We start from the raw sequence: 17,013 nt of genomic DNA on the forward strand, positions 1-17,013 counted from the left end.
GCTCGGCGGCCACGAATGACATTGCGGTGAGCCTGTACAACCTGCATGCCGACCACATCGCCACCCCGCGGGTGATCACGCGGCAGGACCAGACCATCGTCTGGCGCTGGGACACGGCAGAAGCCTTTGGCGGCACGGCGCCGAATCAGAACCCCAGTGGCCTGGGCGCCTTTGTCTACAACCCGCGCTTCCCCGGGCAGGTGTTTGACGCGGAGACCGGCCTGTTCCAGAACTGGAACCGGGAGTACAACGCTCGGCAGGGGCGCTACGTTCAGTCTGATCCGATTGGACTCCAAGGGGGCATCAATACCTTTGCCTATGTGGAGGGCAATCCGTTGGGCTATACAGACCCGGAAGGCCTTGTCAAACTCCCAGGCAATTACAAGGACTTGACTCCGCTAGAAGGTGGTGGAGGCCCAGGTTTTGGTGGACCAACGACTAGCGGGCGTTCCCCATTCGGACCGAAAACATCCGCCCCTCAATGTCCGCCGGGCGTGAAAAACACCCTCGATCGAATCAAGGCTGGTGAGGGGTACCCTCATCGCAATGATGGATCGGTGTTTCAGAATAAGGAGAAAATGTTGCCAATGAAGCCAGATGGATATTACCGGGAATGGGTGCATCCCACGCCCGGTGTTCAAGGGCCGGGAGCCCAACGTGTGGTGACTGGACAAGGGGGTGAAGCCTACTACACGCCCGACCACTATCGCACATTCATTCCTGTTCCATAAACCTGATCCAATGATGACCACTCCATTTGAATTTATCGCCTCGTCGGGCCACGATGCGCCGGGAGAAGAGTTCCTTTTAGAGGTGCCAGCAGGCATCCAATCAAAGGGGGCGCTATTGGACGCACTTGCTAGAGCCGGGCAGTTCCCAGAATATTTCGGAGGCAATTGGGATGCACTCTTAGATTGCTTGCGGGATTTTGGATGGGTCCGGGAAAAGCAAATCGTGATCGTGCACAGCGATGTGCCGCTACATGCCAATCCTGTGGACTGTCGCATCTATCTGGAAATTCTTCGTGAAGCGGTCAATGATTGGACTCGTACTGCTGGTCGATCAGAAGTCGCAACGGATGCTACGGTGTTTCCTGACCACGTACTGCGTGTGTTATTTCCTGATTCCGAGAGAAACACTGTCTCCGACATGCTGACTTAATAAACAAAAAGCCACCTGCGACCTCCAGCCGCTAAAGCTGTGGGTTTCAGGTGGCTTTTTTTGATTGGGTGCGGAACCCCAATAGTCGAGGGAATGGCTGGAAAGAAGGTAACGGCAATGTATGGATTCCAACTGGACCAGGCGGCGAAGCTCATGGAGGTCCTCATTGGGATGTGCAGTAGCCTGGCCGGCACCAGCACCCTGTACAGCTACGACGAGACCATCCTGGAATTTTGGCCTCACGCGCCGACCGCGTCCTTCACACACTTTTTAGAAAAACTACTCTTAGCAGCACCGGCCAACTTCTGGTCCTTGGCGGCCAGATCACACTTGGCTGCAGCGTCCTTTTCACATTTTTTCAGGAACGAGTTCTTGGCTGCGCCGGCAAGCTTCTTCTCAGCCGCGGCAGCTGTGCAGGTCGCATCCTGGGCGAACACCGCACCGGTGAATGAGAGAGCAGCAATCAGACAAAGTTTTTTCAGCATGAAACATATCCTTGTGAGTGGGGACATCCCGAAGGGCAGTTTAACCAGGTGCCGGGGATTCCAAAATAGGTCTACCAGCATGGCTGCGGTGAATGTCACCGCCCGGGACCGAACACTACAGAAGCAAGCACCAACAGCGATCAACTCAGGATTGAACCCGCAGCCTCACATGCCGGATCACCCCCTCACAAGGCATCTTCCACCAAGTGCAGCACATGCTCAAAGCCATCCTTGCCACCATAGTAAGGGTCAGGCACCACGGGACTCTCGTGCTTCAGACAGAACTCAGTCAGCCTGCGCACCTTGCCTTGATATTCAGCAGGGCATTCAGCCTGGATCAAAGCCAAGTTGTCCCAGTCCATTGCCAGGATCAAGTCGTGGCTCGCGAAGTCTGCATCCGCGATTTGACGGGCTCGTAGGTCTGACAGGTCATAGCCTCGCTTCACGGCGTGAGCCTGGGAACGTTCGTCTGGCGGGTTATCGGCGTGATAGTTGTGCGTGCCGGCCGAGTCCACTTGTACCTGATCGGCCAGGCCATGCTCGATGAGCTTTTGCCGGAATACACCGTGAGCCGTGGGGCTTCGGCAGATGTTGCCCATGCAGACGAAGAGGACTGAGTAGGTTTTCATTGGGACCGCTGCACTTTAGCCTGCAACAGGCGCGACTGGCCTTAGCCACACTGCAGCAGCCTCTTCCGGCGGCATTGAACGAAGCTGGGCGTCCTGCCATATCGCCACAGCAACCTCTTCAAGTTGAGCCGTCTCAACCGTGTGCCAACGCTCGTGCAGCTTCTCGCCGCACTTGGCAATCCACTGGCTCGGGGTCATCTCGTCCATGGTTTAAATATACTGTATAAATCCACAGCTTGTCCAGTAAGATTGTGCGCAATCGCAGGAAAAAGGAAACAGAGCCATGCAGCACCCTTCACCTCAAAGTCAACCGCGTCGAGCAATGCCTTCGTCTCCCCCTCCGCGTCTACGCAAGGTTTCTCCCTGGCCCTTTCCTGCTGCAGTGAAACGGCACTCGGAGGCTGACATCATGGCGAATGCTCGGCGGATCGTTGCGACTACTGCGCAGCAATGGGCAGTGACGCAGGATGGCTTTTAGGGGTCGCCTCACGCTATATTGAGGCATGTGTTCGAACTACCGCCCTGTCACCCGGTCGGATCGACTGCTGACTTTCTTTGGCGTTGAACGTGCAAGAGACGAGCCTCCAGTGGACATTTGGCCGCTTGGATTGGCACCGTTCATACGCCTGGCCGAAGGCGGCTCAGGCAACAAGATCATCGAGGATGGGATCTTTGGCCTGCTGCCGCACTTTGCTGCGGAGTTGGCAGCAGGACGCAAGACCTACAACGCCCGTTCCGAGACTGTCGCCAAGTTACCCAGCTTCAGGGAGTCCTGGAAAAACGGTTGGCGTTGCATTATCCCAGCTGAGTCGTTCTACGAACCCAATTGGGAATCAGGCAAGGCAGTCCGCTGGCTCATTCAGCAACCGGGTGAGGTGCCCATGGGTATTGCCGGCATCTACCGGAAGTGGCGTCACCCTAACGGCCTTGAGCAATTCACGTTTGCCATGCTGACTGTGAACGCGGACGGTCACCCCGTCATGCAACGGTTTCACAAGCCAGAAGACGAGAAGCGCATGGTGGTGATCCTGGATCCAAAGGACTATGGTGACTGGCTGTCGTGCCCGGTGGCAGAAGCTCCGAAGTACTTCAAGCAATGGCAAGGACCACTGGACGCTTTTGCAGCGCCATTGCCGCCCAGAGTGCCAAGGAGTAGTAGTGTGAGGACGGCTCGTCCGCCTCCGCCTGAGACGCCGGATCTGTTTTGAGCTTGTGTACGCGAGGTTAATTTTTTTCCTTGGCGTTCCAGGTGCAATGGTCAGAGCGGTGAGATAGTGCCTTGTAGCATATTGAGCCCTAGCGAAATATAGAGATGTGATCGGCTGCGGGCGCTGGAATTCGCTGACTCATCGTCGCTGCTGCCATAAGCTCGTTTTGTGTCCTCATCATTCACCCAGGCCAGAACAATCAGCCGGGCTTTGGCGCGGTAGCGAAAAAAGAGCCGGTACTGCTGGTGGAATTGTTAAATTGACAAGTCACCATGTTTGTCGTCACATCCAAACCTTGATTCGCTTCAGGAGATCGACATGGCTATCCACACATTCTCAAGCCGCGACTTCACTCGTGACGTGTCAGCGGCCAAGCGCGCGGCTGCTGATGGCCCTGTGTTTATTACCGACCGCGGGCGTCCTGCATTTGTGCTACTCAAAATTGACGACTATTACCGCATCGCCGGTCAAAGCGAACGCTCGCTCCTTGACGTCATGGATGGCATCCCAGGTGGGGACGCCATCGATTTCGATCCGCCTCGTCTCAATCTCCAGATCCATGGCGCATCGTTTGACTGAGAGCTCTCAATGTTCGTTCTGGATACCAACGTCATTTCCGAGTTGCGCCATGGCAAGCCTTATGAATCTGCCGCGGTGCGGGCCTTGGCCGCAGGGCCGCCGAGCAGCAAGCTTTTCCTGTCCGTCATCACGCTCCTTGAGTTGGAAATAGGCATCCAGGCGCTGGAGTGCCGCGTGCCACCTCAAGGTAGTGCGGAGTTGGTTGAGTTCACAAAAAACCAAGCATGTGCAAGGACTTAAGCTTGTTTCTGCGGTTTTTTACATGAATCCCTGCCGACCCTCATAGATATTGTGAAAGAGAAAGTGCGAAGCTCAGCGTTGGGTTAGCAACTGTTGGACCACAGGATGTTTTACTTTGCGCTCAGTGCTGATGGCGTAGTAGTTCTCGTCCACGCCTTCGCAAGGACCGAGCAGCATGGCTTGATGACGTTGCATGAGGTCATTTCGTACCGATAGCGCGGCTGGAAAAACGCCTAACCCGCTGCCACCGAACGTTTCCAGCAGGGCGCTGTCTTCAAACTCCCCGACCACTCGCGGGCGCAGCCCGTGCTGGATCAGCCACTGATCGAGAGGTCCGCGAACGGTGGAATGCGTGGTGGGCAGCAATACCGGCACCCTGTCCAATGATCCCGGAAAACCGTCCTGCGCCACCGCCCACCAGTGCTGCGACGCGTACCAGCCCATCCCTGAGGTGCCCAAAGGGTGGTTGTGCACCTTCAGGTGTGGATTGAACGGTGCGGGGTGATCGGAAAGCACGACATCCAGCCGATGCATGGCCAAGTCGGCTAACAGGTCGGCCATTTCGCCCTCGTGGCACACGAGCCTTAAGTCGGGTGTGCTCAGCACCGGCTGGAGCAGGCGCTGCACCACCAGTTTAGGCAGGCCGTCTGCAATCCCCACCGTAAGCCGAACCGATTTGACGTGGGCGGCGCCACGTACCAGTTCGGGAAGCGTCTCGCCCAGCTGGAAGATGTGCTCTGCCTGTTGCAGCGCAACGACCCCAGCTTCGGTCAGCGCCAGACCACGTCCGGCAGGTTTGAGCAACTGGCACCCCAGGTCTCGCTCCAGTTCCCGGACTTGCGCACTCACCGTTTGGACCGCCATGTCCATTCGCGCGGCAGCGCGCGACATGCCGCCTTCCTTCGCAACGACCCAGAAGTAGTACAGGTGCCGATAGTTGAATGCGAGGCTCATATTCAGGTTTTACAGGATGTTTAATCATGAATTGTCTGCTTTTTTAATGAGTGTTGAAGCTCTATCCTTTGTCGTTATAGGTGCAGACCTTCCACACCCACGAAAGACAAACCATGAACCGACCTCTTGTTCTCACATCGCCCACCGCCAACTCAGGTTGGGGTACCGCCATTGCCAAGCACAAGGTGCTTCGCAACACCTATGCCTTGTTGTCCATGACACTGCTGTTCAGCGCAGCCGTTGCAGCGCTGGGTGTCATGTTGAAACTGCCGCCAGCCGGATTGGTGATTACTCTGGTCGGTTATTTTGGTCTGCTATTCCTCATCCATAAGCTGCAAGACAGTGCTTGGGCTGTTCCAGCGGTTTTCGCCCTGACCGGTTTCATGGGTTACACGCTCGGCCCGGTGCTGTCGATGCATCTGGCGCTGCCAGGTGGAGCGCAGGCCATAACGCTGGCACTTGGTGCGACGGGCGTGACTTTCCTGGCCTTGTCGGGCTGGGTGTTGGCAACCCGGCGTGACTTCAGTTTTATGGGGGGCTTTCTGTTCGCCGGCATGGTGATTGCACTGCTGGCTGGCGTGGCAGCAATGTTCCTGCAGTTGCCCGCGCTGGCGCTGGCCGTTTCAGCCATGGTGGCGTTGCTGTCGGCGGGGATGATTTTGTTCGAAACCAGCCGTATCGTGAACGGCGGTGAAACCAACTACGTGCTGACCACGGTAAGCCTCTTCGTGTCGCTGTTCAACCTGTTTACCAGCCTGCTGAGCCTGTTCGGGTTTGGCGGAAGCAACGACTAAGTTCAAGGAGAAACGCATGAAATGCCCCCATTGCAGCGACGTGGCCCTGGTAATGTCTGAGCGCCAAGGCGTCGAGATCGATTACTGCCCACAATGCCGTGGCGTGTGGCTAGACCGCGGTGAACTGGACAAGCTCATTGAGCGCAGTGCAGTAGCTGCGCCGGTACCGCAGCCGGTGTACCCGCAAGCTGCCCGACGTCCCGACTTTGAGGACTCGGACTTCCGCCACAGCGCTGCTCATGGCCAGCGCAAGCACAAATCGTGGCTTAGTGAGATCTTTGACTGAGTCAGAAATAGAGCCAAGCGACTCTGACACCCTTATAGGGGCACCCGCCCCCTCCCCATTTTTGTCAATTTTTTACCTTAGGAAAATCCGTGAGCACTTCTTTTCGCACCACCGCAACCGTGATCGCCCTGACCGTTGCTTCGCTGGCCGTCCCCTCGCTGGCCTACGCCAAGCGCATGGGCGGTGGAGGCAAATCCATGCCCCGTACCAGCATGAGCAAAGCTCCTGCTGCTCCTGCTGCTCCTGCGGCGCCGACCGCTCCGAAGGCTGCAACAGCGCCTGCGACTCCTGCAGCAGCGACCGCACCCGCAGCTCCTGCTGTTGGCGCGGCACCCGCCGCCCGAGGTCCTGGCTTAATGGGCACCATGGGTGCAGCCGCCGTGGGCGCCGTGGCTGGCTCCATGGCAGGTAATGCGCTGGCCGGTGGCCAGTCTTCGGACAAGGAAACCAAGGCCAAGGAATCGGAAGCCCTGGCCGCCGAGAAGGACGCCCAGGAACTGCAACGCAAGGCCGACGAAGCCAAGCGTAAGGCCGAAGCAGCCCGCGCAGCGGCGAAGTAGACCTTGCCGAATAAGCCTTACGCATGTGCACGCTGTAAAGCATGTTTGTGTCGCAGCAGGTGCTATAGGCCAGCCTCTTAACGCGCGGTGGAGCAACCTTGTAGCTCGTTGGGCTCATAACCCAAAATTCAAACCCTGCCCGCGCAACCAAGTATCGATGGAAGCGCTCCTGTCATTGACCGGAGCGCTTTTTTGTTTCCGGTTTGCACAGCTGCATGGATGGCAAGGAAGCCCCTACCTGGAGCCTCACCACACGACCAGGGTTTCGGGGGGACTTGATCACCCCTGACACGTTGGCGCCATTTGTCCCGCCGGCCACCGCGAGATTCACTACGGAATTGGCGGGCATGGCCGCAATGCCCAGTTCATCCAGTATCTTGTCTCGATTGAATCAGAAAAATAAGCCCAACACTCATCGCGTCTGCTCCTTCATCGGTGGTCCAATAACGGCCTTGAACTTCAATGGTGAGATAAGTGGTACGAGAGAATCAGAAGAGGACATGGGTACGGCGGACATTGACCGCAGCAGTAATGTCAGTTGGCTTGGCAGCCCAGGCCGCCAGTGGTTTTGCGGAGTGTCCAGAGTTCTTTGCGAATGGGCAGCCACCTGCAGCACCGAAGCAACCTGCACAGAGAGAGCTTTGCTACGAAGCCTTCGCTGTCCTTCATAGCGGGGAAACCAAGACCCCGGTTTACGTCGCCCAGCGCCTGAGCCGGAAAAGCATCGAGGATGCCGACGAAAAGCGCACCAACAAGTTCTTTGCAGATGCCCGACTGCCACGCCGGGAGCGGGCTGAGCTGGAAGATTACAAGCGCTCGGGCTACTCGCGCGGGCACATGGCCCCTGCGGGAGATATGCCCACGGCGCAGGCGATGGCACAGAGCTTTTCCTTGGCCAATGTGGTGCCTCAGGCCAGACAGCACAACTCGGGGGCGTGGGCCAAGATCGAGCGGGACACCCGCAAGTACGCAGGACGGGCGCAAGGCGACGTGTATGTGCTCACCGGTCCGGTGTTTGGCCCGAGCAGCGAAACCATCGGTGACAACCGGGTGCGGGTGCCCAAGTACCTGTTCAAGTTGGTCTATGACACCGAGCGCAACCGCGCCTGGGCACATTGGCAGGAGAACAGGGATGATACACAGGCATCTAGGCCAATCAGCTATGAGGAGCTGGTAAGGCGGACCGGTGTGGAGTTCTTGCCAGCGGTGGCCGGTGTGCGATGACCCGCTTTCGACTAACCTCAGTCAGCCGGGCGTGTGCATCAAGGGGCAGGTCAAGACTGCAAGCCGACGTTCGAGGGAGAAGCATGCCAACGCCATGATCAGGGCATGGCAGGGATATGTGGACCATTTCCGCGGAATTGCAGAAAGTACTTTCGCGGAAAAACAACGTCGCCATTTTTCATCTGGCCCCGGATGCACTGGATTCCTAACATGAAGGCTCCTTTTACCCTTACCAGGATCCAACATGACGAAATCGACACAACAGCAACGCAACCATCGCTCCGATGCCCTCAACAAGAACCGTGGAACCAGCGGCACCAATCCCACGAACGCACAAGTTCAAGGCAACCGAGGGAAACAGTTGAACCCCAACCATAAGAATAAATAGTGCCGCGGCACCCCACCCCCGTGGGGTGCGTTCCTCATTCGACCCCAGCCTCTGTCCCTCCATGAATCCCGTTAGCTTTCCAACACAAGGAGAAGTGATCCAATTCATCTTCGACGCCTTAGGCGTCTTGCCCAGGAAACACGACGACGCATCGTTCGACGAAACCCGTAAGAAATCCACCCAAAAGGCCCTGCAGCGGCTTGCCTTGGAAAAAGGCGCGCTGGATCAGCGTTTGGGCGAAATGGTGCAAACACTGAGCTATTTGGTTGCTGGCAGCATCCAGCCCCGTGAGTGTTTAGCTCTCGGCGATATTCTTTCCGATCTCTTCGAGATCTACCAAGTCACGCTCCGGGACGAAGGCACATTCCTCACCAAATCTGAAACCATCAAATGGTTTCTGTTAGGTAGCGCCGTATTAAGGCTACCCGTTTCAATTGCCAAGCAACTCCAGAGATACAACGTGGCCGCCGATGGTCTAGTCGCCCCGGCCGACACCTACTGGTATCTACCTAGCAAGGGGGCGGATGGATGGATATGGCCCCTGGAAAGGGTCATGCGCTGGGCCTACCAGCTGGCCGGAACATCCATTCAAAAATTCCACTGGCCAGATGAGGCTGATCGGTCCATTCAGGAAAAGAACCTCGACAACGCAAAGAACTGGCTGGCGGACCGCCACCTTCCTTCGTGGCCGGCATTACTCAAGAATTTCAATCAATCCTTCGACGCTCTCGACCGGGTGCAGGCCGAACAGGGGCGGCCCGCCCTCTCAGACACTCAGAAAAACAGTATTCGGACGGCGCTGTTTGCAGCAAGGGCTTCAACTTACATTTCAAAGTCGGTGCTGGCCCACCACGGCGAAGCAGTGCTGCAAGAATTTTGTTTACGCTACCAAATGGTCGCAGACTGTGTGGTCGAGGATGTTCAGAAGATTCGAGACTGTGCCCAGCAGATCATTGCCCAACACGAGATTTCATTGGAAAAACAGGATACGGTCTGGGGTACCGTTTGCACGGACTATTGGACGGCATTTGCTGATCGGAATTATGCGGTCATCCAAGCCTTGCAGCGTCAGCAAATCACAATGGCCAAAGCCGTGGAAATAACCCGAAATTTCGGAAGACTCGCGGCATTGCCTTTTCAGAACCCCGAAACATTCGCCCCACAGCATTCAATGCCCCAGGGCTTTAGCGAAGCTGTTCTTGATGGGCTTGCGCTGCGGAAGAGCGTTGACCTCAGCATCGAGAAAATTGAGGCATATGCGGCACGTCTCGACGACCGCGGACTCCGCCATGTGCTTCCGTGGATGCTCCCATGGCAACGGGCAACCCACCACTACCGCGCCGAACGGTACGATAACGCCTATCCGTTCATTCAGGAAGCCTTTGAAAAAGCACAATATTGTGCAGGTGGCCACCAGTACCTTCTGCTCAACCAATACATCGAGCTGGCAGCAAAAAACGACAAGTGGCGCGACTTCAAACGGGGCATCGAATGGGCCACCTATCTGGGGTTTGAGGTCAGGTGGCTGCGCCAGGAGGAGCCAACGGAGGAAAAACTCCAATTTGTTTTTGAGATCATGAAAAAAGCAGTCTATGCCGAATAGATTCATTTAGTCGGCAGAAGCCGTCATTGGCCCGATTTGACAGGTCGACCGCTGATTTCCGACTCCGTCAAGTAGCGAGGCTAATGCCAACGGCTGCTTTCGCTGCTGCATAACGGAAGTCGAGTTCAGACGGACTGCTGACATAGGGTTATCCGAAATGCTCGCTCCATACCCGACGTTGACATCGGCAGGCTGGGTGTCGGCAATGTGGCACCGATTTTGATGATTGCTGCACCCGCACCCGGCCAGTAGCAGTGGCTGGTCAACGGCAGCTTTTGGGTAACTCAATTTTCGACGCGTGAAGCATCCTCGACCGAACTGTAGTCAGTGCCTGCAAGGCGCCCACTTCAGTCTTCGTCTTGAAAATCGCAAGTTTCCTATGCGGTCACCTAATAATTGATAGCTGGGTTACCTTGGCACGGAGCATCATTGGCCCTGATGAGCTTCTGGAATCAGGCGTTCAGCGACGCGCCCGAGCAAAGGCTCCAGCGTCGCGTCATCCAAACTACCGAGGGCGGAGTCAATGTCCGAGGATGCGTAGCTATGGCGATGGAGCGAGCCGGCCGTTTCGTTGATTCGATCGGCTGTGCGGAAGCGGATTTCCGGCGAGGGCGCGTTGGGTTGCTGCAGTTGGCCATCGATGGCTGTCATCAGTTCGTTTTCGGAAACTACGCCCAACACGCACAGCGCGACAGCGCCGCACAAGGCGTTCTCCAGCGATGCCCACCCTGTCTGATAGCGACCTGACTTGAATGCCCATTGCATCAACAACTTGAAAGCATCCTGGGCAAAGTCATGACAGTCTCTTAGATGTGCATCGGCGGCAGCGTTGAAAATCATGTCTGCCAACTGATGCCGTTCAATATATGACACATCCTCGCGATCGTCTGGTATCCAAGACCAGCTGAAGATCAGCCACGACGCGCTCTTTCGTAGCTCGTCCCGGTCATGGTCTGCGCATGCCGGCGCGCACGACAGCGCGAGCAACAGCTTGGCGATGTGGTTGGCCCAAGCAATGAGCTCATGCGTCAGGCTGGAGCGCTTTGCAACGGCAGCCAGGAAGATATTCTTGTATGGGTCGTATAGGCCTTCCGCCCAGTCCACAACATTCGCGACTACCTGTCGAGCCCGCTCGTCGTTAACCGGTTGATCGCCAACGCTATTCGCCACTGTGGTGAGCATCACCGCGAACGTCTGCTTGCCTGTCAATGAGAAATAGGACGAAAGAGCGTGCCGATGGGCGGCTGTCAGCGGAGTGTCGCGCAAATTCTCTACCACCGTAGACCCTAGATTGAACACGTCGTCGCGGACTTCCCTGATTGCAAAGCGGCTGTCACGCTCGCCGGTGTATTGGAGCAACGCCAGCGACAACCAAGTCAATTGCTCAGCGCCGCATGAGATGACCGCCAACTGGTTGGCGCGGACTACGCCAACCAACGCCATTTGGGAGATACTTTCCGAGCCGGTTACCACAGACTCTGGTTCGGCGAAGACCAGCTGCTGGCGAGCCGCATCTCCCATAAGCCGAATACCCTCCATTAGTACATCAGGTAGATCGTGTTGGGCCGTAGCTTTGACTGCACCGGCCAAGTATCCTGCCGCAAGGTAGGCATGTGTCTTCGCAGCGCTCTCCCCGGCGTAGGTAATCTGCAAGTACACGCGCACCAGCGCGGCCAACGTCCTGTAAGTGTCTTGAACCTGACGCTCATCACCTCTGGCGAGGCCTACCTGTGCGTTCTGCCGCAGCTGCTCAAGTGTGTGATTGACGAATCCGTCTGACGTAAGCGGATTTTCAATGAAGTAGTTTTCCGCCATGAAGGTTTTCCCCTTGGCCTCTACGTACTTGGCATTGATGGCCACGACCGCCGTCAATGCGGTGCCGGCGACCTCGTAATCGCCCCGTTCCGAGAATCGTCGCGCAAAGGCAATCGCGTGATTCAGCGCTTCAAACGCGTCGTCGGTCCAGCGAGGATTGACCATGAAGAATGCCATCCGCTCGGAGTCCATCTGCTGAACGCGGCCAGGTCGCTGCTCAGCATCCGGTTGCGTAGGGGCAGTTGGCAGCAATGGCGCCATGCGTTTGGCACGGGCTACCCACCGCTGCAGACTCGCGATCCCGGTTTGCCTGACAATGCGCAACTGCTCGTGCGGACTGATCAGCACGAGCGCCCTACGATAGGCGTAAAGAAAAAGCAGCAGTGTCAATACCGCTGCCCAAACCGCCAGCACCAGCGAACGGGCTACGCCGACTTGTTCCACCGCAAGCGAGAGGCCAGCGATACCGACGCCCAGCATGAATGTGACGACGAACGCGAACAACAGCCGCAGATCCGAACCAAGCTTCCGAAACAGGCCATACGGCATCCGGTCAACGTTCACCTGCATCGCGAACATAATCAATGAGAACGCGATTGCCGTCGCGCCCAACAGCGCGCCCCCCAGCGATGACAGCAACTGTTGGAGGGCCGAGAGGTGGCCGCCGTCGCCTAGATATTGCAACCACTGCTCCAAAGTTGAGGCCAATACGATAGAGCCGATGAGCACGACGAGAAGCAGCAATCCGCCGATACTTCCGCCCCAGCGCTCAATCAACGACCCAGTCACCACGGAGGCGTGATATGCCGATTTCCACGCTAGTGCGTACCAACGCTTCATCCGGAGTACTAGCTGACTCCAGCGTCGCTCGCCGCTGTGCAGGACCAGTCGTGGCGCATTCTTTGCTCGGGCGAGCGTCTTGTGTAGCCGGTCAATCATGCTCATGCTGCGTTCTTCCTGAATCGGTGATCATGCAGCCCGCAGGCCCGGCGGATGGGGATCATCATCTGGCGATCGAGCGGCGTTCTTGAGGACGTCTATCACCAGCTTGGGCTGGTCTTCGCCGGGCCATTGCAGCTTGCGTATGGGTGCAACATGCTCAAAAGCTTCGGCCAAGATCTTCATGTCGTGACTAAGGCTTTGAGAAATTTGGGTTGCAATGGCCAAGGATAGCCCAGCCGTCCCTTTAACGATTTGCGCGTTGCTTTCCATGGCGCGGCGCGTCTGCGCGAGATTCGCATGCAGAGTTGTAAGTGCGTCAATCGCTGTAACTTCCAACAACAGCAGCTCCACGCCAAGGCTTTCCATAAAGGGCATGGCGCGGGGAAAATAGTCACTCAGGTCGATTTTCCCGGGCGCTGGTCCGCCGGCTCGGATAGTTCGAATGGCAGCATCCATCATGTGCTTGGAATCGAGTAAACCGGCGGTGAGGTTTACGAGTTCTGCGGCAATCAGCGCCCTGAGCGCCGCACTTCGTCGTTCGAGGCGTGCGGCGGCTTTGTGTTGCTCGTTGGATCGGCTGATCCAGTTTCCTAGCAGGACGGCAGCAGCGGCAAACAGGGCACCTGCCAACGACGCCGCAGGCTCCGCCTTGAGGCCCCAAGGTGGAAATGCGACTACCCAAATGCTCAAGCCCACCAACGCCACGAAGAGCAGCAAGTCGATCCAGCCCATTACTCGTCGAATCATCCAAAGCCTCCTGGTTTGGTGCCGCCAGCAGTGGGCGCCAGGGAACCATGGTGTGGACTAACTATTCCTTGGAAGTGTAACTAAGGGCTATTAAGTGACATTGAGAAGTTCAAGTTTCTAGAGCCAGAAATGAGTCGCTGGGCAATGTCAGGAGCTTGTCGCGAAGGGACGGAACGAGCACAAATCAGCCAACTCCATTGCCGTAATTAGCAAATGTGAATCCCTGTGTCACTAAATGGCCGCCTTGGGCGCGTCAAATTTGGAAATCGATTGTCTGGAGTGGGCCCGCTGCAGCCGACGGTAAGATGACTGTATTCGGCCAGGAGCAGACCGTCATCTCAAAGTGTGGGATGGCTGCTTCAGGCTATTTCGGATTTCATTGAACCATACTGGATGCGCACTTCCAACAAGAAGCAGCCACACATGAGTAGCAGCCGGGGGCGGACTTCCAGGGTCGCGGCCGGCTCGTGAAGTAATCGGGCATATTGCTGCGACGATGCAGCTGTTGAATTCAGAACCAGCGGCTGCCGAGACCGACCGCCGAGGCATTCTCACCGACGGCGCTGTCAGGGCAACTGGTGCGCTCATGCTGTGCCTAGTGTGCAGTTTGCATTGGCGTTCCGGGGGGCAGTTTCAAGCAAGGACGTCCCGCGCCCAGTCAACGAAAGCGCCCGTGATTCAACGGAGAATAGGCCATGAAATCACCCAGAACTATTTCCTCGCCCAGCTTGCTGAAGGCGGTATCGAGCCCGTCGGGATCATCACCTGAAGATGCTGATGCTCGAGCGCTCTTCGGAGCACGGCGGAGCGGCATCGATCTCCAGGGGCCGATTGCGGCTGTCGGCGCCAATACGGGCGGCTCGGGAGGCCACGCTTACGTAATCGGCTTCGGACTTGCCGCGCAGGTCCTGTTACGCTCGTTGACATGGCGGGAGGCAAGTGGTGATCCAGAAGAGTTCATCCCCGAGGACGCGCTTATCCATCCGCTAGCCTACTGCGCCCGTCATTTCGTCGAACTGTTTCTGAAGGACGTTCCGCATGAGCTCCATGCCCTGCGGAATGCGGAGTTCAAGTCTGAAGAGCATCACGACATACAGAAGCTCTGGGGGGCCTTCGACGTCGCATGCTGCGTCGATCGGCGACTGCGCGAATTCCCCGACAGATTGCGCGATGCCGTTATGGCTATCGCCGCATTGGACCCGACAGGTCAGACGTTTCGCTATCGAAACAACAGGGACAATGAGCAGCATCTGCGGGATCTGGCGGTCATCTACGTTCCGGAGTTCGAACGGTCTTTCATGCGGATGTTCGACACGGTGAAGGAACTGTATGCGCACATCGAAGGGCTTCAGTGGGAATACTCGTTGGGTACGTACACCGAGAACTTGTCGCGATCGGATCTGATGGAAGTCGCGCAGCGCCTTGGGGAGGCAGCCAAAGAGGGCAAGCAGGCACTGCGTTCCGCGCAGGTAAGTATCTGTGCCGACTTCTCGTTGTCACGCCGCCAGTACCACCTGGCACGGGAGCAAATCGACAATCACTATGGGCTGTCACAACGTGCCGGCAAAGAGAGGCCTTTGAAGGACCTCACTTCTGAGACTCTTGGGGTGACAGTCGTCGCAATTTTTGTGGAAGAGGCCGCCTCGCTTCTCGCAGAGTCAGATGTGGCGGCGATCTGGGGCGTTCTCAGCGTCGGGGACGTTTTGGGAGGCAGCGAGGACTACGACCCCCAAGTCCAAGCGTTTCTCGATCGTAAGATCCCGACTGGAACTCAGGATGTCCTGCGAGCGCTCAGGAACAAGCCCACTCAGCTGCGCAAGGGCCTTGCCCGACTTGGTCAGATGACGCTTTTGGAAGCATTGGACAGCATGGTGCCGCTGGACGAGCTTCTGCAGATTGAAGAACACCGCTGGTGCGATAGGTGGCATCACCAGTAATGATTACCAACGACAAGAACGAGGAGAACCTACATGATCGACCTGATCCTGCTGCCAAAGGGGAGCGAGGCTGGACTGGAAGCGCTCTACGAGCGGGCGCTCAAGAAGGCGATTGAGCTCTACATCGTCTCGGCCTACCTCACAGAGTGGGATGCGCCGGCCAAGCTCAATGCCGGCTGCAAGACCTTTCGGCTAATTGTCGGCCGGGACTTCGGCATCACGCGGAAAGACGCCTGCCGCAAGGTGATGAAATGGCTGCCGAGCAAGCTGAAAAACCGCTTCATGGTGGCCGAGGAGATTGAGGGATTCCACCCCAAGGCGATGTTCTGGAAGGAGACCGGCGGCAGCATGCACGCTCTCATCGGTTCTTCCAACCTTACCCGAGCAGCCTTCTCCAGCAACCACGAGGCAAACGTCTATCAGAAGCTGACGCCCACGCACTTCGAGCAGGCCCGAGCATGGATCCGCTCCATCGAGCCCTCGTGCATCGCGGTCTCCGAGGACTGGCTCGAGCTGTATCAGGAAGCCCCTCGCAATGGTCCCAGCGGCCCGTCCAAGAAACCATCTTCCGAGCAACTGAAGGAGAAATTGCAGCTTCCCCGCCCCTCCGGCGCCGCGGACATCGTCCGCGATCGGCGCCAGAAGCTTGCGGCCTATCGCAAGCACCAGTCTGGGCTGATGAAGTTGTTCAGGGATTGCGCGGCCGGCCGGGTCACATCGCCCCAGTTCTACGACCAGCTACCCAAGTATTGGCACCGCGATTTGGGCGATCGTCTTCAGGGTGCCGGCTGGGAGCGCCAGGGCAAAGCAAGCGATTTCAAAGCGCTGAGTACGGCGTTCCTCGAAATCGTCAACGCGAAGCCCAGCGAGCGAGACGATGTGGTCGCAGATCAAATTGATGATCTGCGCCGGCTTAAAGTGTCCTCGCGTACCTCATTTCTCTCTGAGATGCTGTGCCTGCGGTTCCCCGATCTCTATCCGGTGAAGAATCAGCCCGTGGAAGACTTCCTCGCCGACATCAGGTTCAAAGGCCCGCGGGGGGCATCGGAGGGAGCTGCCTATGTTGATCTCGCGCAGCGCCTTCGCATGGCGCTGCGCGTGAGCAAAGGGCACCCGGCAAAAAACATCGCAGAACTCGACGCGGTCATCTGGCTGAAGTACACCCCCACGTAGGAACGCACCGCATCACTGCTTCAGCGTGGGGCTGCACGCCGCTCCACGCATCGCCGTCCCTGCGTGGAGCATGGCGCGCACTTGTGATACCAGGCTGACGCCGCCGTAGTCTTTGAGTCGACCGTCTGGCGATGTCTGCTTCTGGGCGGGAGTGTGAATTCGCGGGCTGACCGCGACGGACCGCTCCCGCTGCAGTCCCGGCGTTCGAAGCCCAATTCTCAGTGACCGCAAAGGGTGGACTGTTGACCTACAGATAATTTCTTCAAAGCAGTCATTGCCAGCATCACT

Annotated in this window: 19 protein-coding genes, 1 tRNA gene and 1 pseudogene; 14 read left to right on the forward strand and 7 right to left on the reverse strand. The window is 57.3% G+C overall.

Annotated features, from left to right (window positions below; translation table 11 throughout):
• From AC1DUR_RS21075 to AC1DUR_RS21085, 3 genes are all read left to right on the forward strand, one after another.
• Nucleotides 1–731, forward strand: a 731-nt coding sequence (locus AC1DUR_RS21075) for an RHS repeat-associated core domain-containing protein (RefSeq protein WP_477722081.1), incomplete at its 5' end; no start/stop codon positions are given.
• A gap of 13 nt (nt 732–744) precedes the next feature.
• Nucleotides 745–1,161, forward strand: coding sequence for a barstar family protein (locus AC1DUR_RS21080; RefSeq protein WP_477722082.1), 417 nt, complete (start codon nt 745–747; stop codon nt 1,159–1,161).
• A 68-nt stretch (nt 1,162–1,229) separates the two neighbouring features.
• Entirely contained in the window at nt 1,230–1,343 is a 114-nt protein-coding gene (locus AC1DUR_RS21085; protein ID WP_477722136.1) for a polymorphic toxin type 37 domain-containing protein, read from the forward strand.
• A 57-nt stretch (nt 1,344–1,400) separates the two neighbouring features.
• On the opposite strand, the gene AC1DUR_RS21090 is transcribed toward AC1DUR_RS21085, so the two are convergent.
• From AC1DUR_RS21090 to AC1DUR_RS21100, 3 genes are all read right to left on the reverse strand, one after another.
• Nucleotides 1,401–1,646 (reverse strand): hypothetical protein, encoded by a 246-nt coding sequence (locus tag AC1DUR_RS21090; RefSeq protein WP_477722083.1) that lies wholly within the window; start codon nt 1,644–1,646, stop codon nt 1,401–1,403.
• A 185-nt stretch (nt 1,647–1,831) separates the two neighbouring features.
• Nucleotides 1,832–2,275 (reverse strand): low molecular weight protein-tyrosine-phosphatase, encoded by a 444-nt coding sequence (locus AC1DUR_RS21095; RefSeq protein WP_477722084.1) that lies wholly within the window; start codon nt 2,273–2,275, stop codon nt 1,832–1,834.
• A gap of 15 nt (nt 2,276–2,290) precedes the next feature.
• The gene (locus AC1DUR_RS21100; RefSeq protein ID WP_477722085.1) at nt 2,291–2,482 is read right to left on the reverse strand and encodes a hypothetical protein; all 192 of its coding nucleotides are present in this window, start codon (nt 2,480–2,482) and stop codon (nt 2,291–2,293) included.
• Between the two features lie 296 nt (nt 2,483–2,778).
• Between AC1DUR_RS21100 and AC1DUR_RS21105 the strand changes: the two genes are divergently transcribed.
• Entirely contained in the window at nt 2,779–3,483 is a 705-nt protein-coding gene (locus AC1DUR_RS21105) for an SOS response-associated peptidase (protein WP_477722086.1), read from the forward strand.
• A 140-nt stretch (nt 3,484–3,623) separates the two neighbouring features.
• On the opposite strand, the pseudogene AC1DUR_RS21110 reads toward AC1DUR_RS21105, so the two are convergent.
• Nucleotides 3,624–3,737 (reverse strand): annotated as a pseudogene (locus AC1DUR_RS21110) (type II toxin-antitoxin system YhaV family toxin); the annotation flags it as partial.
• Nucleotides 3,738–3,801: 64 nt separating this feature from the next.
• Between AC1DUR_RS21110 and AC1DUR_RS21115 the strand changes: the two are divergent.
• The gene (locus tag AC1DUR_RS21115; protein WP_477722087.1) at nt 3,802–4,062 is read left to right on the forward strand and encodes a type II toxin-antitoxin system prevent-host-death family antitoxin; all 261 of its coding nucleotides are present in this window, start codon (nt 3,802–3,804) and stop codon (nt 4,060–4,062) included.
• A 9-nt stretch (nt 4,063–4,071) separates the two neighbouring features.
• The gene (locus AC1DUR_RS21120) at nt 4,072–4,302 is read left to right on the forward strand and encodes a PIN domain-containing protein (RefSeq protein ID WP_477722088.1); all 231 of its coding nucleotides are present in this window, start codon (nt 4,072–4,074) and stop codon (nt 4,300–4,302) included.
• A gap of 72 nt (nt 4,303–4,374) precedes the next feature.
• Here AC1DUR_RS21120 and AC1DUR_RS21125 read toward each other — a convergent pair whose 3' ends face one another.
• Nucleotides 4,375–5,256, reverse strand: coding sequence for a LysR family transcriptional regulator (locus AC1DUR_RS21125; RefSeq protein WP_477722089.1), 882 nt, complete (start codon nt 5,254–5,256; stop codon nt 4,375–4,377).
• Between the two features lie 80 nt (nt 5,257–5,336).
• On the opposite strand from AC1DUR_RS21125, the gene AC1DUR_RS21130 reads away from it, so the two are divergent.
• From AC1DUR_RS21130 to AC1DUR_RS21155, 6 genes are all read left to right on the forward strand, one after another.
• Nucleotides 5,337–6,050: a Bax inhibitor-1/YccA family protein gene (locus AC1DUR_RS21130; RefSeq protein ID WP_477722090.1), complete on the forward strand. Its 714-nt coding sequence runs from the start codon at nt 5,337–5,339 to the stop codon at nt 6,048–6,050.
• Between the two features lie 16 nt (nt 6,051–6,066).
• Entirely contained in the window at nt 6,067–6,336 is a 270-nt protein-coding gene (locus AC1DUR_RS21135) for a TFIIB-type zinc ribbon-containing protein (protein ID WP_477722091.1), read from the forward strand.
• Nucleotides 6,337–6,425: 89 nt separating this feature from the next.
• Entirely contained in the window at nt 6,426–6,896 is a 471-nt protein-coding gene (locus AC1DUR_RS21140; RefSeq protein ID WP_477722092.1) for an ABC transporter substrate-binding protein, read from the forward strand.
• Between the two features lie 81 nt (nt 6,897–6,977).
• Nucleotides 6,978–7,046: transfer RNA gene (locus AC1DUR_RS21145), tRNA-Met, on the forward strand.
• A gap of 381 nt (nt 7,047–7,427) precedes the next feature.
• A complete protein-coding gene (locus AC1DUR_RS21150; protein ID WP_477722093.1) occupies nt 7,428–8,120 on the forward strand; it encodes a DNA/RNA non-specific endonuclease in 693 nt (230 codons plus the stop codon).
• A 482-nt stretch (nt 8,121–8,602) separates the two neighbouring features.
• Nucleotides 8,603–10,111, forward strand: coding sequence for a hypothetical protein (locus AC1DUR_RS21155; protein WP_477722094.1), 1,509 nt, complete (start codon nt 8,603–8,605; stop codon nt 10,109–10,111).
• A 426-nt stretch (nt 10,112–10,537) separates the two neighbouring features.
• Here the strand turns inward: AC1DUR_RS21155 and AC1DUR_RS21160 are convergent, their stop codons facing one another.
• Both AC1DUR_RS21160 and AC1DUR_RS21165 read right to left on the reverse strand, forming a co-directional pair.
• Nucleotides 10,538–12,871: a hypothetical protein gene (locus tag AC1DUR_RS21160; protein ID WP_477722095.1), complete on the reverse strand. Its 2,334-nt coding sequence runs from the start codon at nt 12,869–12,871 to the stop codon at nt 10,538–10,540.
• A 24-nt stretch (nt 12,872–12,895) separates the two neighbouring features.
• Nucleotides 12,896–13,615 (reverse strand): hypothetical protein, encoded by a 720-nt coding sequence (locus tag AC1DUR_RS21165; protein ID WP_477722096.1) that lies wholly within the window; start codon nt 13,613–13,615, stop codon nt 12,896–12,898.
• Between the two features lie 695 nt (nt 13,616–14,310).
• On the opposite strand from AC1DUR_RS21165, the gene AC1DUR_RS21170 reads away from it, so the two are divergent.
• Both AC1DUR_RS21170 and AC1DUR_RS21175 read left to right on the forward strand, forming a co-directional pair.
• On the forward strand, nt 14,311–15,552 hold the full coding sequence (locus AC1DUR_RS21170) for a hypothetical protein (protein WP_477722097.1): 1,242 nt from the start codon (nt 14,311–14,313) through the stop codon (nt 15,550–15,552).
• 33 nt (nt 15,553–15,585) lie between these two features.
• Entirely contained in the window at nt 15,586–16,725 is a 1,140-nt protein-coding gene (locus tag AC1DUR_RS21175) for a phospholipase D family protein (protein WP_477722098.1), read from the forward strand.
• The last annotated feature ends 288 nt before the right edge of the window (nt 16,726–17,013 follow it).

It is taken from the genome of Polaromonas sp. P4_F4 (assembly GCF_056401355.1).

Coding starts and splice junctions, on each gene's coding strand:
- AC1DUR_RS21165 (WP_477722096.1), bottom strand. CDS start 13,615: ATGATTCGACGAGTAATGGGCTGGATCGACTTGCTGCTCTTCGTGGCG.
- AC1DUR_RS21135 (WP_477722091.1), top strand. CDS start 6,067: ATGAAATGCCCCCATTGCAGCGACGTGGCCCTGGTAATGTCTGAGCGC.
- AC1DUR_RS21120 (WP_477722088.1), top strand. CDS start 4,072: ATGTTCGTTCTGGATACCAACGTCATTTCCGAGTTGCGCCATGGCAAG.
- AC1DUR_RS21125 (WP_477722089.1), bottom strand. CDS start 5,256: ATGAGCCTCGCATTCAACTATCGGCACCTGTACTACTTCTGGGTCGTT.
- AC1DUR_RS21160 (WP_477722095.1), bottom strand. CDS start 12,871: ATGAGCATGATTGACCGGCTACACAAGACGCTCGCCCGAGCAAAGAAT.
- AC1DUR_RS21175 (WP_477722098.1), top strand. CDS start 15,586: ATGATCGACCTGATCCTGCTGCCAAAGGGGAGCGAGGCTGGACTGGAA.
- AC1DUR_RS21090 (WP_477722083.1), bottom strand. CDS start 1,646: ATGCTGAAAAAACTTTGTCTGATTGCTGCTCTCTCATTCACCGGTGCG.
- AC1DUR_RS21170 (WP_477722097.1), top strand. CDS start 14,311: ATGAAATCACCCAGAACTATTTCCTCGCCCAGCTTGCTGAAGGCGGTA.
- AC1DUR_RS21100 (WP_477722085.1), bottom strand. CDS start 2,482: ATGGACGAGATGACCCCGAGCCAGTGGATTGCCAAGTGCGGCGAGAAG.
- AC1DUR_RS21105 (WP_477722086.1), top strand. CDS start 2,779: ATGTGTTCGAACTACCGCCCTGTCACCCGGTCGGATCGACTGCTGACT.
- AC1DUR_RS21095 (WP_477722084.1), bottom strand. CDS start 2,275: ATGAAAACCTACTCAGTCCTCTTCGTCTGCATGGGCAACATCTGCCGA.
- AC1DUR_RS21150 (WP_477722093.1), top strand. CDS start 7,428: ATGTCAGTTGGCTTGGCAGCCCAGGCCGCCAGTGGTTTTGCGGAGTGT.
- AC1DUR_RS21115 (WP_477722087.1), top strand. CDS start 3,802: ATGGCTATCCACACATTCTCAAGCCGCGACTTCACTCGTGACGTGTCA.
- AC1DUR_RS21080 (WP_477722082.1), top strand. CDS start 745: ATGACCACTCCATTTGAATTTATCGCCTCGTCGGGCCACGATGCGCCG.